The organism is Actinomadura luteofluorescens (assembly GCF_013409365.1).
In the GTDB taxonomy this organism is placed as follows: domain Bacteria; phylum Actinomycetota; class Actinomycetes; order Streptosporangiales; family Streptosporangiaceae; genus Spirillospora; species Spirillospora luteofluorescens.
In genome coordinates this window covers 7,857,019-7,871,478 of the sequence record NZ_JACCBA010000001.1, presented here as the reverse complement: position 1 = coordinate 7,871,478, position 14,460 = coordinate 7,857,019, and the positions used below count along the sequence as shown (strand labels likewise).

Here is a 14,460-nt window from a genome sequence, read left to right as displayed (position 1 = left end):
ATTCAGCGCGCCTCGCCAGGCTGCCGGCGCTGCTGTGCCAGCAGTTCCATGGCCTCTCGCCAGTGCAGATGCGAATGCTTCCTGGCCAATGCGGAGTGCTCGTGGCAGAACCATTCCACCTCCGAAGGATGACCGACCCAGCCCTCCCGATCTCGTTCCCGGGAGGCCGCCTCCTCCTGCGGGGTGAGCGCGAACCGGATGGTTTCGAACGACGAGAACGAAGCCTCGTCGTCGGGGGTGCGTAGACAGATGAAGCACATCGGCGGCCTCAAGGCGGCTCCTCGGTAGGCGAGAATTCTCCAGAACGGTAACGCGGCAGCGGCCTCCGGTGGCGTGAGCATCGGCCGAACGGCCGATGCCCGCGGGCCGGGACGCGACCGTCCGGCCGATGCGCCGGCCGCGCCGCATCAGCAAGATCGATCTGCATGAAGCGACCCTCTGTGCTGGCGGCGTTCGCCCTGACCATCCCGCCCTTGATGGCCGTCCCGGGAAGCGCGGCGGCGAGCACGATCGCCTGGCGGGCCTGCGGGAGCACCGGCGCCGAGTGCGGGACGGTGACGGTGCCCATGGACTGGTCCCACCCGGACGGGCGGAAGCTCTCGCTGGCCGTGACCCGCCGGAAGGCGACCAAGGCCCGTGTCGGCACGCTGCTGTACAACCCCGGCGGCCCCGGCACGGGCGCTGCCGACCTGGTCCGCGACTGGGCACCGCAGTTCTTCTCACCCCGGTTGCGGGAGCGGTTCGACATCGTCGGCATCGACCCGCGGGGTGTCGGCGGCAGCGGACAGATCTCTTGCAGGATGCCCGTGCACGATCCGCAAATGACCCAGTTTCCCAGCACCGAGCGTGAGTATGAGCGCATGGTGGCCCGGAACAGGGCGGTCGGAAAGAGCTGCGATCCGCTCATCCGGTACGTCGACACCATGAGCGTGGCGCGTGACTTCGACGCCGTGCGCGCCGCTCTGGGGGAAAGGAAGGTCAGCTACCTGGGACGGTCGTACGGCAGCATGCTCGGCACCCAGTACGCGCGGCTGTTCCCCGACCGCATCCGCACCATGGCACTGGACGGTGTAGTGGACCACGGCATGCCGTCCCGCCGTCTGACGGGCCAGGCGGCATCGGCCGTAGAGGACTCCTTCGACCGGTTCGCGGCCTGGTGCGCGCGGACAACCGACTGCGAACTGCACGGCCGTCCCGTCGCGAAAGTGTGGGACGCGCTCGTTCACAGGGCCGAACGCCGTCCCCTGCCGGTCCCCGGTGGGCGGCCGCTGACAGCCGAGGAACTGCGCTACAGCGTCTACGCGATGCTGACGCTCTTCCCCGAGTTTGGGCAGGGGCTCGCAAGGGGCATCGCCGAAGCCGACAGGGACGATTCCTCGCTGCTCGGGCGGATGCGGGACCAGGCGCTTTACGACCCGGCGAGCACGGCCGCCTACAGAGCGATCCTGTGCCAGGACATCGACCCGCAAGTGTCCGGCTTCGGCGAGTTGCGCAGGCGTGAGCGCATGGTCCGGCGGCGTGCCCCGCACATGGGCGGGACGTCGGAGTTCTGGGACATGACGACCGGGTGCATCGGCTGGCCCGTCCGCCCGGCCGATCCTCAGCGTCCGGTGCACATCCGCGACGCGCCGCCCGTCCTGCTGGTGGGCAACACCCACGACCCGGCCACGCCCCTGGGGTGGGCGAGGAGCCTGAGCCGCGGCATCCGTGGCTCGCAGGTCCTCGCCTACGACGGCGACGGGCACACCGCCTACCTCCGCAACCGCTGCGCGACCTCCGGCATCGACCGCTACCTGGTCACCGGCGCGCTCCCGAGCGTCCAGTCCTGCCCCGCCGACCCGCAGCCATAGGCCCGAGTCAGAGATACAGGCCCACGTTCTTGGAACGCGTCTCGGGGGTGACGGGTCGCAGGTCGGCGGCGCGCAGCGTGGTGATCTCGGCGTCGTCCGGGCGGTCGCCGGCGGTGATGCGCTGCGCCTGCCTGGCGATGGCGGCGTCGAGGAGGTTGCGCATGAGCCGGCCGTTGCCGAAGGACGGCCCGCGTGAACTGGTGCGGAGCAGGGCGCGGAGCCGGTCGGGGACGTCCGGGGCCAGGGTGAACCCTTCGGCCGCGGCGAGGTGCCGGAAGATCTCGGCGAGTTCGGTGTCGGTGTAGTCGGGGAAGGCGATGCGCTTGGGGAAGCGTGATTCCAAGCCCGAGTTGGCGGCGAGGAAGCGGCGCATCTCGCGTTCGTATCCCGCGGCGATGACGACGAGGTCGCCCCGGTACTCCTCCATGAGCTGGATCAGGGTGGCGATGGCCTCCTGCCCGTAGGCGTCGGACGCCAGCGCGTACGCCTCGTCCACGAAGAGGACGCCGCCCAGGGCCTGCTCCACGACGGCGCGGACGCGGGGCGCGGTCTGCCCGAGATACGGGCCGACCAGATCGACGCGGGACGCCTCGACCATGTGGCCGCTGGACAGCAGGCCCAGCTCCGCGTAGACGGCCGCGACGAGCCGGGCGACGGTCGTCTTGGCGGTGCCGGGATTGCCGGTGAACACCATGTGCCGGGTGGGCGCGGCGGGCTTCGCGCCGACGTCGCGGCGCAGGTCGGCCGCGTGGGCCTCGGCGATCAGCCGGTGGACCTCCTCCTTGACCTCGTCCAGCCCGACGAGCGCGTCGAGTTCGGCGAACGGGTCGTTGACGGGCTGGACGCGGGTGGTGCCGCTCAGCACGTCCGGGATGTCCTGCGGGCCGAGGGCGGTCAGGTCGTCGGCGGAGGGCGCGTCGAGCGCGGTGAGTCGGCGGGCCTGCAACGCGACGGCGCGTTCGCACAGGTTGCGCATGACGCGGGCGTTGCCGAAGGACCGGACGCGCGGCGAGCGCCGGAGCAGCTCGGTGACCTTGCCGAGCGCGTCCGCGGACGGCTCCACGCCCGCCGCGGCGGCCTGGCCGGTGAAGATCTCGACGAGTTCGGCGTCGGAGAAGTCGGGGAACCGGACCCTGGTGGGGAACCTGGAGGCCAGACCCGGATTCGCGCCGAGGAAGCGCTCCATCTCGCTCTCGTACCCGGCGACGATGACCACCAGGTCGTCGCGATGGTCCTCCAGCGCCTTCAGCAGTTCGGCGATCGCCTCGGGGCCGTAGTCGTTCTCGGAGGCGCTCCGGGTGAGCGAGTACGCCTCGTCGATGAACAGCACGCCGCCGACCGCGCTCTGCACGACGTCGCGGGTCTTCGGCGCGGTCTGGCCGATGTACCGGCCGACGAGCTGAGCGCGGGACGCCTCCACCAGGTGCCCGGACGACAGCACCCCGAGCTCCTTGAAGATCCTGGCGACCAGTCGCGCGACGACCGTCTTGCCGGTGCCGGGGTTGCCGGTGAAGACCATGTGGAGGGCGGGCGCCGATGCGACGGGCAGCCCCGCGTCCCGGCGCAGCCTCCCGGCCCGGACGCGGGCGGCGACGAGTTCGATCTCCTGCTTGACCGCGTCCAGGCCGACCAGCGCGTTCAGCTCGGCCACAGGGTCGGCTGCCTTACCCGCCTCGCCGAGGGAGGCGGGAAGGTCGGCACTCGTGACGAGGAGTTCCTCACCTGGTTCCGTCCGCTCGCGCACCGCCGCGAGAACGAGCCCGGCGAGATAGGGCGCGAGGCGGGCATTGCGGAGATTGCGCACCGGAGGCGTCCGGACCAGCAGTTCTCCCGCCGCGCTCAGCGCGTCCTCGTCCGCCCAGGCCCCGCGCTCGCGCAGCGCGCGGCGGAACAGCTCCGCGAAGCCGTCGGCGTCGAAGGAGTGGGTGGGCACCGTCGTGAACCGCAGCGCCAGCGCGGGATTGACCTCGCTGACCGCCTCGCCGCCGCCCGGCTCGCACAACGCGACGACGTGGAGGCCGTCCCGGACGTCGATGGCCCGGTGCAGCTCCTCGAGGGCGGCCGCCCCGGCGTCGTCGTCGCGCGCCAGGTCGTCCAGGCCATCGATGATCAAGAGTCGTTCGCCGACGCAGCTCCGGACGGCGTCCATCATCTTCGTCGTGGCGTCCGAGGCGCTCTTGCCGGCGTAGTGGTCGCCGGCCTGCCAGAGCGGGTCCTTGGGGACGCGACCGGCGAGCAGCCGGGCGACCTCGGCGGCGGCGTCCCGCTTGCCGGTGCCGTCCGGGCCGACCAGCAGGAGCCGGACGTTCCCCGCGTCCGTGGAGACGCCCTTCAGCGCGGCGACGACGTCGGGCTGGCCGACCAGCCCGAAGGAGGCATCCTCGTCCTGGTGTTCCGCATCGTCCGGCGGTTGAGGGGCCGACGTGAGAGTGGACATCACCGGGTTGACGACGCGGCGGCGCGGAGCGTGGAGCCGCTTGAGCTGCCGCATGAAGCTCACGACCGGAAGCCTGGCTCCGTCCGGATACTGGGCGTTCCCAGGAAGACCGCCGACCGCGCCCATGAAACGCGCCGCCAGATCCAGCCAGCGCCTGCAGGCCTCTGGCTCACCTGCCCCCAACGCCCTGCCGAGCCAGCCCCCGGTCTCGGCCACCCAGGAGTCCCGGTCATAACCGGCGCGCTGGGCGGCGAAACGGTCCAGCAGGTCGCGGAAGGCTTCCTCACCGAGGACGGCCGAGAGCTCGACGGGAACAGCGTCGAGCCCGGCATTGCGGAGAAGGCTCATGAGCAGGCGGTCCGTCGACTCCTCGTGCGGGGCGGCCTCCAGCAGATGCTCGTGCAGCGGCCGCAGCCCTGACCAGACCCACTCCAGATATCCGGTCGGTCCGGCGAGTTCAGGAAGTGCCGCCACCGTGTCGTCATCGGCCCGCGCCGCCCACGCCTCGGCACGGGCCGCCTGCTTCATGCCGGTAAGTTCGGGTGGCGGGTCGTCGAAGAGGCGCATCAGCGCCTTCCGCCTCGCCTCCAGCGGCTCTATGCCTTCGAGGACGTCCAGCGACACGCGGTTCAACCGCACCGCGAGATCGAGATCCGGCGCATCGGCCAGCCAGTTCAGCGGAAGGAACTCTCCCCCGCTGACGTACCAGTCCTTGGCAGTGCTCAGGGCCCCGCGGCCCGTCTTGTAGTAATCGCCGAGGCACTGCCGCTTCAGCGACGAATGCGAACCGGTGCGGACCGCCGACGCGCCCAACAGGAACTCGATCGTGATGACGAGCTCGGCCACCACGAGAGGAGCCGGCGTCTTCAGGTTGGCGCTCTTGATGCTGGTCAGATCCGCGCACCGCGGATCGGCCACCAGCTTGTCGACGCGCGCACCGATCTCCTCGAACAGCCCGTCCGGGACCCGCCACGGGCCGACCGACCACAGATCCAGCATCGGCTCGTCGGTGACGAGCAGTTCCAGATGTTCCGGTAGTGGCATCGCACCCATCTCCCGAATACGCCGTCCCGGCAGTGATGGCCCGTCTGCCGCGCCGCCCAACGACGCCAGGCCATTCGACGGGCCATGGTAGGGCGTGCGCCGCCGACCTTCACCCCGAGTCAGGCCCCCCAGTTGCCCGACCCCACCCCCACATCCCCCAAACCACCCGAGAACATTACGTCCCTCTACAAACTAGACAGGGGCGTAACGGTTGAAAACGATGGCAATCGCCACTGATTTCTCTACTCACACCATTCAAGTTGGACGATGGTGTCGTGTTGAGGGCCCCGAGCCGCCAAGATCGCGTTCCGCCGCTCAGAGAGGCGAGGTACGCACGTGCAAAGTTCGCACGTGCGCGATTACATAGGGGGCCGTGTACTCGTGACGTCAGCCCCGCGCGTCAAGGGACACGCACGGCGAGCCGTCCGATCTCTGCCCGATAGCGGTTCGCCTCCCCCCGACGAAAGGGCTGCGAGCGTGGGCGTGGATCACCCCGGTGGGCCGGGCAAAGGCCCAGAGACCACCGACCCTGTCGACAAGCCCACCCCGCCATCCACCGGTGGCGAACCCCCGGCCGCCCCCGAGGGAGCGTCCAGGACGCCCCGCATGGACAGCCTCAGGGCAGCAGGCTGGAAATTCGAGAACCCAGGGGACGCGAGCTCCGCCCCGCGCGGCGACGACGCGACGCGAACCAGCGAGTCGTCCTCCACCGATTCTGTCGGCGAGAATCAGCCGCCCCCTGACGACCCGTCCGGCAAAGTTGATCAGGGGACTGGAGAGAAGACAGAGGCCGAAACCGGCTCCCAGGCCGTGGACCGCGAGGCCGACCCCAAGACCAGAACCGGCGAAACAACGGGCACGGGCGAAAAAGACCAGGATCCCCAGAAGACCGAAGCCGGCGCATCGCACACGGCTCCCGGTGCGGAGTCGCCCCGTGCCCAGCCCGTCGGCGAAGCGGGCGGCACCACGGGAAGCACCGACGCGGAACCCCCGTCTCGACCGGCAGACAACACCACCGCCGGTCAGGATCCCACCGACCGGCCTACCGGCGGAGAAGCTCCTCCGACCCCCGGTGCAACGGATCAGAGCAGCACGACCACTGACACCGGCGAGCCCAGGCCCGGCGAGCCTGCGAACCAGGACGCACCACTCACCCTGGACACCGACAGGCCGCCCGCCGAGGCGGCGGGGAGCGGCAGCGAGGCCGGCGGTGAGCGCGACGGAAAGCCCGCCACGCCGCAAACCGAGACCACCGGTGACAAGCCCGAAACCACCGACAAGGCCGAGCCCGGACAGCCCGAACGCACGCCGTATGTGGACAACCCGGGCTCTCCCAACCAACCGTCTCGCATCGCGAGTCTCATCGCGGCGGGCTGGGAGTTCCCCGGCCGTACGGACGCCACCCCACAGCAGACCGAGACCACCGACCCGGCGCAGAACACGAGCACCCCGGACACGGACACGCCGGACCCCACGCCCCAGCCCCCCGAATCGCCGGCACCCTCCGAGCAGCCGCAGGCCACGGACAACTCCGCCGATACCGATGCCCCGCCGCCTCTCCCAGAACAGATCGGCGAAGGCACTCCCGGCGCCGCGAAGGTCGAGGGGTCTGCCGCCGAGCCACCCGGGGAAGGCGAACTCGACCCACCGACGCCGGGCGAACGCCCCGCCCCCGAGGCGGAGCCGCCCCTGCCCGAATCGGAAGAGCAACCCCCGGCCGAACCAGTGGAAGGTTCCGGCACAGAGCAACCTGAACCTGACGGCAAAGAGAACCCGGCCGACCGAACCGGCGGCGAGCAGGACGGCGAGCATGGTAAAACCGGCGAGAAGCCGGAGGAAATCAAAACCGGGCCCAACACGCTTCCTTACCTGGGGACATACAACCCAAATGGGCACTTCACCCAGACGGTCGACCAAGCAAGGAGGACCAGCGGCGAATCCACTCAGTCCCGCGACACCGAACTCCCACCCTGGCTTTCCGGTACGTCTGAGATCTCACAATCCGCAACACAAGACGAACTCGACCCCACCGGCGCGGACCGCGAACCCGGCGTCGTCGCAAAAGCCTCCGACAGAAGAAAAAAATCCGAAACCGACAACGAGTCTCGGACTGAGAGAGCTAGAGGAGCTACGTGGAAGCGGGGCACCGACCTGAAGAACGCATCCGCTTTGAGCCGTGATACCGTTAATGGCTTCCTAGGCCCACGCCCACCGACGCCGACGGGTCACGCGGAGACCAGCACCGCGCCCACCATGGGCTCCCCGCACACATACGGGGCCACGCAGGACTCATTTATGGCCGCAGCCACCGCCACCATGGTCATCATGGAAGGCGGGCGGAAGCTCGCCCAGAAAATTCGCTCAAGATAATTCGAACCGAGGGAGCCACGGATGGCTGTCACAGATAAGCAAGCAGCGACCCTTCACGCCCAACTGGCCGGGAGAATCGAAGACCACAACCGCCTCTTCGAAGAACTGACGCCCGAGGAGGTGGGTTACGAATACTCCGCTCTCATCGCCGCCGGAGTTTTTGAGGCCATTGGTCGACGCTTCATCCGAGGAGAGGAGACGGCGAGCGACCAGGAGGTCACCAAATTCGTCGCAGACCTGCGTTCCAGAACTCCGGCCACCGCGGAGAATCTAGACCCCGTGGTCGCGGAGAGGTTGATCCGCCATTCTCTCGGTAGAGGCGATATAGACGACATCGACAGGAAGATCTTCTTCGGAGCACAGATCATAGTGCTCGGAGGCCTGGTCGCCGACGAAGATTTCGGCGAGGCCGAACTCGATTCCTTCATGGCGACGGTGAGAGAGACCGCAGACGACTGGATCTCTCGCGACAACTGACCGGAGGGCCACCCGACGTTGACACAAAACGGATTTCGTAATGACAGGTGAATTCGAGCCGGCAATCACCGAGTCACATAAGCGAGCCTTGCGGGCACTGATACTAGGCTCAGACGAAGAGTGGGAAGCATGCGCCACCGAACTTCTTACGGAAGGCAATAGCAGTCAAGGTTTCTCCACATTGCTGGCCTTCTCGCTAGGCACGATGGTACGCAGAAAGTTCTCGTCCTCCAACTCATTGAAGGACGTTATCCAGTACGTCGCCTACCAACGGATAAAGCTCGACGAAGACGCTAGCGAACTCAACCCACGCCTGGCAGAGAACATCATCCGTTTCCTCCTCAGCGATGATTCGCTCAAGGAACCTCCCATCACCAGCGAGAACCGAGAAGAAGTCGCCGGCATCCAGCAATTGCTGCTGTTCTCCCTTGTGATCGAGGCCGACCTCGATGGCGCCGGGGTGGATGCACTGAGCCTTTTTCAGCGTGCTGCGGTCTCGCGGAGTTGCAGGGTGTGGATGGCCTTGGCGAGGCGTCCGGCGCGGTGGGGGCAGCAGCGCAGCTTCCGCAGGATTCGCCATGACTTGAGCTGGGCATTCGCGCGTTCGCCGGGGCCGCGGAGCTTGGCGTGTGCACGGTTGGCGTCCTTTTGCGGTTCGGGCTTGTCGCGTCCCTTGTAGGGCGTGAGGATGTGCGCGCCGGCGCCCTGGTAGGCCTTGTCGGCCAGCACCAGCAGCCCGGTGGCCGCCAGTGCCCGGACGACGCCCCAGATCCGGGCCGCGGTCAGGTCGTGGACCGAGCCGCGCAGCGGTCCCGACACCCACAGCAAGGTCCCGTCCGGTGCGGCGATGACCTGGAGGTTCATGCCGTGGCGGCGGTGTTTTCCCGAGTAGTAGGGCCGGTCGGCGGCGACCCTGTCGATCGAGACCAACGTGCCGTCCAGCACCAGGTAAGGCAGCCCGGCTTTGACCGCTCTGGCCAGCGCCGCACCGAGTTTGGGCGCTCGGGCGGCGAGAAGGTCGACGGTCTCGTTGACGTAGCGCCACGCGGTGGCGGTGGAGACGCCGAATCCGGCGCCCAGCTCGGCGTAGGTCTCGCCCTTGCGCAGGTAGACCAAGGTCATCAGAGCCTGCATGCCCGGGGGCAGGCACCGGCCCCTGCTGCCGAGGGCCTGGCGGTGGCGGCGGACGACACCGGTGGCGTAGGCCAGGGTCCGGCGCGACAACGGCAGCGAAGCACGGTACAAAAGCATGTGAGGCCTCTGGTGGGGACGGGACGTTGTGAGAGACCAACCGTCCTACCAGGGGTTTCTTGACGTCCGGCACCGCCCACACCGTCCGCGATCATGCTGTGATCAGCGCACATCGAACTGCCGCTGAAAAAGGCTCACTGATCCACGAAGCCGCGGAAGCGGCCATGATGGCCTCTTGACGAGAGAGGCCCTGCGGATCACAGCCCCATCCCCAATGGGAGCTTCACCCGTTAGGCCAGGAACTCACAGGAGGCAGGGTTTCGGCTTCGAAGGCTATTCGGTGGGCTAGGGCTGCTACTTGGGTGCAGAGAGCGTCAGGGGTGGAGGACAGGTCCAGCGCGGTTTCTACGATCTGCAGGTCGTCCGTGCCGGTGATGGTGTGGGTGTGCGTCTCGGTCTTGGCCGCGTACACCAGGTAGGCGCGGTGCAGTCTCATGGCCGTGCAGTAGGCCAGGACCTGGTAGAGGTCCTCTTGGGGCGTCTTCCCGGTCTTGTACTTCGCATCCACCACGGTCACGGGGCGCCCGTCGGCGGAGTTGAGGACGAGGTCAGGCTGGAGACGTACGCGATGGGCGCGGTCGAGGTGGTGGCGTTTGTCCTGGAGTTTCACCGTGCCGCCGTACGGACGGAGCGCCTCGGCGAGAGCGACGCACACGAAGTCCTCGAAGACGCGCCACATCTCCAGCATCAGCCCATCCACGCGAACGGTGGTTCCGTCGTCGAGTTCGTAGGACGCGCCGCGCAGCACGAGACCAGCCAGGCCGAGCGCTGTGTGGTAGCGGGTGTTAAGGCGGGACGGCGTCCAGTCGGGCAGGGGCCTTCCCGGGACGAGTCGTGTCACGTCGTCCAGTCTCAGCAGCAGGTGGCGGAGCAGCTTCCGGGTGCCGGCGGGTACGCCCGGAAGGCGCAGGAGCCGGTGGGCGGCGGCGAGGAGGAGCTGGTTCTCCGCGATGTCGACGGTGTAGTCGTCGTAACGCACCTCGACCGGGAGGGGCAGGCCGTGGCGCCGCCGCACCTGGTCGACCATGCGGATGCGCCCGCGGACGACCGGCAGCGCCACCTCCCGCTCGCGGTAGCCGAGCAGGACGCCCTGGCGCAGCGCCCGTTCGGCAGACCGGGCGAACGCGTGGGCCAGGGCGGGAACCAAGTCAGGTCGCTCCCCCGCGTCCACCGTGTTCTGCCGCCAACCGCGGGGTTGCCGCGCGTAGCCGAGAAGGAAGAGCAGACGGTCGATGGGCGTCTTGGGCCGGACGCGGACCTCGACGGGGTCGTGGCGAGGACCGATCCGGGCGGCTCCGATGAGGCCGTTGTCGCGTAGCCGCCACAGGCCGGGGCGGGGGCCGGGCGCGATCCGCACCAGTTCGGCGGCGGCCAGGGCGGCGGCCTGGCCGGAGGTGAGTTCGTGCTCCGCCCAGGGGGCGTTCTCCTGGAGACGGACGACGGTCACCGCAACGCGTCCAAGCCGTACCTCGCCTGGACGTCGATGCCGTCGCCGTAGTGGTGCTCTTCGAGCAGCGGCAGGATCTGGGTTCGCCAGATCCGCGCCAGGCCTGCTTCGGTGGCGGCGCTCTCCCGCATCAGGTAGGACGGGCCGATGCGGTAGTCGCGGTCCTCGATGCGGCTGTTGAGCTCGGCGAGCAGCCGCGCCGGTTCGTCGGAAAGCCCGTTGTCAGCGAGCCACTTCGCCAGCATGTCCCGGGTGGGCGCTGCGTCCGGGTGGAGTTCGACGAACCAGAAGCGGCGGCGCATGGCCGCGTCCACGAGGGCGATGGACCGGTCGGCGGTGTTCATGGTGCCGATGACGATCACGTTGGGCGGGAGCGTGAAGCCCTCGCCGTCCTCGGAGCCGTAGAGCAGGTTGATCGGTTCCTTGCGGTACTCCAGCAGGAAGTACAGCTCACCGAAGATCTTCGCGAGGTTACCCCGGTTGATCTCGTCGATGATCAGGACGTAGGGGCGGCCGGGATGGGAGAGCGCGGCGCTGACCAGGCGGCGGAAGGGTCCGCGTACCAGGTCGAAGGAGACGGTGCCGTCGTCGGCCTTCTTGGGGCGGTAGCCCTCGAAGAAGTCCTCGTAGGCGTAGGCCGGGTGGAACTGCACGAGCTGGACGCATTCCGGCCGCCCGCCGACGAGGTGCTTGGCGAGTTTCCGCGCCAGGTACGTCTTCCCGGTACCGGGAGGTCCGTAGAAGATGAGCTGGGGACGTTCGCGCAGCAGCTCGACGCATTCCTGCAGCCACTCCCGCTCGACCAGGAGTTCCTTGGCGAGGGCGTCTTTGACGTCGTGGAGCACCATCTCGTGTTCGACGACGTCCACGGGCTCCCCGAGGAGCTTCTCCAACTCCGCCCGCAGAGAGGTGAGGTCGACTATGTCGACGTCCGGGTTGCTGACCAGTGCGGAGAACTCGTCGGGGAGGTCTTCGTAGTAGTCGAGAGGCCGGTCGGGGCGATGCCACCGGACGGGACGTTGCAGGTTCGCGCGTTCACCCACACTACTGACGAACGACGGCCCTCCCTGGATCTCGCCGATGTAGATCCGGCTGCCCTCGTTGGTGACGACGATGTCGCGCTCTTTCATCCGGCTGAGGAAGGCGTGGAACTGCGCGGTGAGCCGGTCGTGGTCCTGCGCGCCCTTCTCCGCGTAGTCGTCCCTGACCGCCGCGGCGATCTGTTCGGGTGGAGCACCCGGCGGCAGGTCGCGAAGCCGTTCCGCCGGCAGCGAGCACACTCCCTCGTCGAGCCACAAGCCCGTGAGGCCGGACGACCGCACCAGCCATGCCCTGCGGTTTCGGTCGTCCGGGCCCGGGACCGTGACCACCAGGAGCCGCAGCTCGGCCGCGCCCATCCGGTGGTGTGCATCGGCCCCTCCACCGATGAGGGTTGCTGCGCCTTCCTCTTCCAGCATGCGGAGCCAGAGTGCTCGCTCGGACTCGGTGGCGTGGGCCTCGCGCGGCAGCGTGCCGTCGTCGGAGAGGAGCCGGTGCCAGCCTTCGGACCGGCTCCCGAGCAGCAGGCCGACGAGAGCGGCGGTCGCCAGTCCGGTTTCGGAAGCGACGTCGGTTACAGACGCCCAGCGCCCCTCAGGAAGCACCTCGGCCATCGCCATCGCGGTCTGAAAGTTCTCCTTGTGCCGCTCCCAGTACGCATATATCCGATCCAGTTCCGCTGACAGGGAGGCCGGGTCAGTACAGGCCGCCAGCGCCGAACGCCCCAGACCGGTCGGAAACCACTTCCGCTGGGTCTTGTGCACCCATCCGGCCTTGACCAGGCCGATACTGGCGAACTGCAGTTCGAGGTAGGAGGTGTCATACCACGCGTCGCCCGCGATCTCCTGCCAGTGCCCTTTCAGCTCGGGGTTCGTTTCCAGAACCCGATCGTGGAGCTCCCGGTAGGGGACACCGGCACCAGCCGCATCCGAATGGAATTCGGACAGGAGGTGCGCGGCGGTGAAGAGCATCTCGCTTCGGAGTTCGCTGCGGCTGAACATACGGCAAAGGCTGGCAGATATGGGCCGCACGATGCCACCCACACGCCGCATTCCACTCTTCATCCGCTGATCGCGGACCGCTGCGCGGAGAGCGGTCGCGGACACGCGTAGAAGTGTCGAGTGCGCATCCTGCGCATAGGTCGTCTAAAGCCCTTCTCGGTAGCGGGTGTATTCGCCGGCGAGGACGTCGAGGGGCATGGACGGCCAGCGGCTCAGCGCGCCCGTGTGGCGGTCGATGATCAGTAGTGGGGCCTCGTCGTCGCCGGGGCTGTCGGCGGCGCGGGCGACGAAGCCGTCTGAGAAGTCTTCGATGAGCAGCGGGACAGGTCGGCCGCCGCGCCAGAAGTGCGCGTCCGCGCGCCTCCACGCCTCGGCGCGGTCGACCAGGGCCGGGCGGACGCTGTAGGCGGCAAGGACATGGGAGAGGCCGCGCAGTGTCCGGCACTCGGGCGTCCCGCAGCCGCGGCACACCGGTTCGCCGTGCGCGCTCTCGCCGGGGCGATGGGAGGCGAGGACGCAGGTCAGCGCGGCGGTACAAGCGAGAACGAGGCGCCGCGAGTGGGCGACGAACGCCCGGCTGGCGGGGTCGAGGCTCCCGGTCTGGACAAGCGCGGCGTCGATCGAGTGGGGGTCGGCGCGCATCGCGGCGGTCATCGCGGCGTGGACACGCAGGTGGACCTGGTCGTGCGTCCAGGAGGCGGGCTCGGTCACGCGGCCCACTCCCCCGCGAACACGGCGGTGACCGTCCGGCCCTCGCCGTTGCCGTGCCATCCCCAGCTCCTGGCGGTGAGCGAGATGGTGCGCAGGCCCCGGCCGGACTCGGCCAGCTCGGCGGCGTCCAGCGCGGCGGGCTCACCGGGGCCGCCCTGGTCGGTGACCGACACCGCGACCAGGCCGCCGTCCCGCACGACCTGGACGGTGAACGAGCCGCCCACCTGGCCCGACTTGGAGTGCCGCAGCGCGTTGACGACCAGTTCGTCGGCGGCCAGCAGGACGTCGTCGAGGAAGGGGCAGCCGTCCAGCAGGCAACCCACAAACCGGCGGGCGTTGCGGGCCTGTTCGGGCCCGCCGGGGAAGGAGCGCCGCCAGCACAGCGGCGCCGGCTGCGCTGCCGGAAGCATGGTCAGGGACATCAGAGCACCTCGGGTCGCGATGGAAGTGGACGTTGCGGATCTACGGGGTCACCCCTTGTTCCGCTCGCACATCGTCACACTCTGTTGTCGTTCGAGCACGAAGGATCGGAGCACTACCGGCCCTTGCAAGGGCTTTAAAACGAGTGCTGGTCTCACGTCCGATCTCCGCACGTGCGAAATTGCGCACGTCAGCTTCCGCATTCGGGCGAGGAGGCAGGGGCGGCTTCGACGGCCGCGCCACCCCGTGGCCGTCTGGACCGGCCGACCAGATCACCCTGAACGCAGATGAATAGGGACACTGTGGCGGCGTGAAAAGCGTCCGTCGCGAGCACCGCCGGGCTGCGAGACGTGGCGGGACACGCCCGCCCCAAAGCGAACATACCGCCTATATCGGCGCAAAATCCGCATCATC

General features: G+C 68.6%; 11 protein-coding genes. 3 read left to right on the top strand and 8 right to left on the bottom strand.

The genetic code is table 11. The features are described 5' to 3' along the window. Positions 1–2: 2 nt before the first annotated feature. Positions 3–272, bottom strand: coding sequence for a hypothetical protein (locus BJY14_RS36410; RefSeq protein ID WP_179847752.1), 270 nt, complete (start codon positions 270–272; stop codon positions 3–5). Positions 273–425: 153 nt separating this feature from the next. Between BJY14_RS36410 and BJY14_RS36405 the strand changes: the two genes are divergently transcribed. Further along, positions 426–1,850, top strand: a complete 1,425-nt coding sequence (locus BJY14_RS36405; RefSeq protein ID WP_179847751.1) for an alpha/beta hydrolase — start codon at positions 426–428, stop codon at positions 1,848–1,850. 7 nt (positions 1,851–1,857) lie between these two features. On the opposite strand, the gene BJY14_RS36400 is transcribed toward BJY14_RS36405, so the two are convergent. After that, on the bottom strand, positions 1,858–5,331 hold the full coding sequence (locus BJY14_RS36400) for an AAA family ATPase (RefSeq protein ID WP_179847750.1): 3,474 nt from the start codon (positions 5,329–5,331) through the stop codon (positions 1,858–1,860). Between the two features lie 606 nt (positions 5,332–5,937). Between BJY14_RS36400 and BJY14_RS36395 the strand changes: the two genes are divergently transcribed. Both BJY14_RS36395 and BJY14_RS36390 read left to right on the top strand, forming a co-directional pair. Then, on the top strand, positions 5,938–7,701 hold the full coding sequence (locus tag BJY14_RS36395) for a hypothetical protein (RefSeq protein WP_179847749.1): 1,764 nt from the start codon (positions 5,938–5,940) through the stop codon (positions 7,699–7,701). A gap of 21 nt (positions 7,702–7,722) precedes the next feature. Continuing rightward, the gene (locus BJY14_RS36390) at positions 7,723–8,178 is read left to right on the top strand and encodes a hypothetical protein (protein WP_179847748.1); all 456 of its coding nucleotides are present in this window, start codon (positions 7,723–7,725) and stop codon (positions 8,176–8,178) included. A gap of 235 nt (positions 8,179–8,413) precedes the next feature. Here the strand turns inward: BJY14_RS36390 and BJY14_RS36385 are convergent, their stop codons facing one another. From BJY14_RS36385 to BJY14_RS36360, 6 genes are all read right to left on the bottom strand, one after another. Then, complete coding sequence (locus BJY14_RS36385; RefSeq protein ID WP_179847747.1) at positions 8,414–8,590, bottom strand: hypothetical protein; 177 nt, start codon at positions 8,588–8,590, stop codon at positions 8,414–8,416. 68 nt (positions 8,591–8,658) lie between these two features. Continuing rightward, on the bottom strand, positions 8,659–9,429 hold the full coding sequence (locus tag BJY14_RS36380; protein WP_179842248.1) for a transposase family protein: 771 nt from the start codon (positions 9,427–9,429) through the stop codon (positions 8,659–8,661). A 223-nt stretch (positions 9,430–9,652) separates the two neighbouring features. Next, entirely contained in the window at positions 9,653–10,876 is a 1,224-nt protein-coding gene (locus tag BJY14_RS36375) for an McrC family protein (protein ID WP_179847746.1), read from the bottom strand. Beyond that, a complete protein-coding gene (locus BJY14_RS36370) occupies positions 10,873–12,915 on the bottom strand; it encodes an McrB family protein (RefSeq protein ID WP_179847745.1) in 2,043 nt (680 codons plus the stop codon). Before BJY14_RS36370 ends, BJY14_RS36375 begins: the two co-directional genes overlap by 4 nt. 144 nt (positions 12,916–13,059) lie before the next feature. Next, positions 13,060–13,626, bottom strand: a complete 567-nt coding sequence (locus tag BJY14_RS36365) for an SUKH-4 family immunity protein (RefSeq protein WP_179847744.1) — start codon at positions 13,624–13,626, stop codon at positions 13,060–13,062. Next, entirely contained in the window at positions 13,623–14,048 is a 426-nt protein-coding gene (locus BJY14_RS36360) for an ATP-binding protein (RefSeq protein WP_179847743.1), read from the bottom strand. Before BJY14_RS36360 ends, BJY14_RS36365 begins: the two co-directional genes overlap by 4 nt. Positions 14,049–14,460: the final 412 nt, after the last annotated feature.

What these genes read in the sequence shown, in the direction of transcription:
- BJY14_RS36405 (WP_179847751.1), top strand. Translation starts at nt 426, where the DNA reads ATGAAGCGACCCTCTGTGCTGGCGGCGTTCGCCCTGACCATCCCGCCC.
- BJY14_RS36400 (WP_179847750.1), bottom strand. Translation starts at nt 5,331, where the DNA reads ATGCCACTACCGGAACATCTGGAACTGCTCGTCACCGACGAGCCGATG.
- BJY14_RS36395 (WP_179847749.1), top strand. Translation starts at nt 5,938, where the DNA reads ATGGACAGCCTCAGGGCAGCAGGCTGGAAATTCGAGAACCCAGGGGAC.
- BJY14_RS36390 (WP_179847748.1), top strand. Translation starts at nt 7,723, where the DNA reads ATGGCTGTCACAGATAAGCAAGCAGCGACCCTTCACGCCCAACTGGCC.
- BJY14_RS36380 (WP_179842248.1), bottom strand. Translation starts at nt 9,429, where the DNA reads ATGCTTTTGTACCGTGCTTCGCTGCCGTTGTCGCGCCGGACCCTGGCC.
- BJY14_RS36370 (WP_179847745.1), bottom strand. Translation starts at nt 12,915, where the DNA reads ATGTTCAGCCGCAGCGAACTCCGAAGCGAGATGCTCTTCACCGCCGCG.
- BJY14_RS36360 (WP_179847743.1), bottom strand. Translation starts at nt 14,048, where the DNA reads ATGTCCCTGACCATGCTTCCGGCAGCGCAGCCGGCGCCGCTGTGCTGG.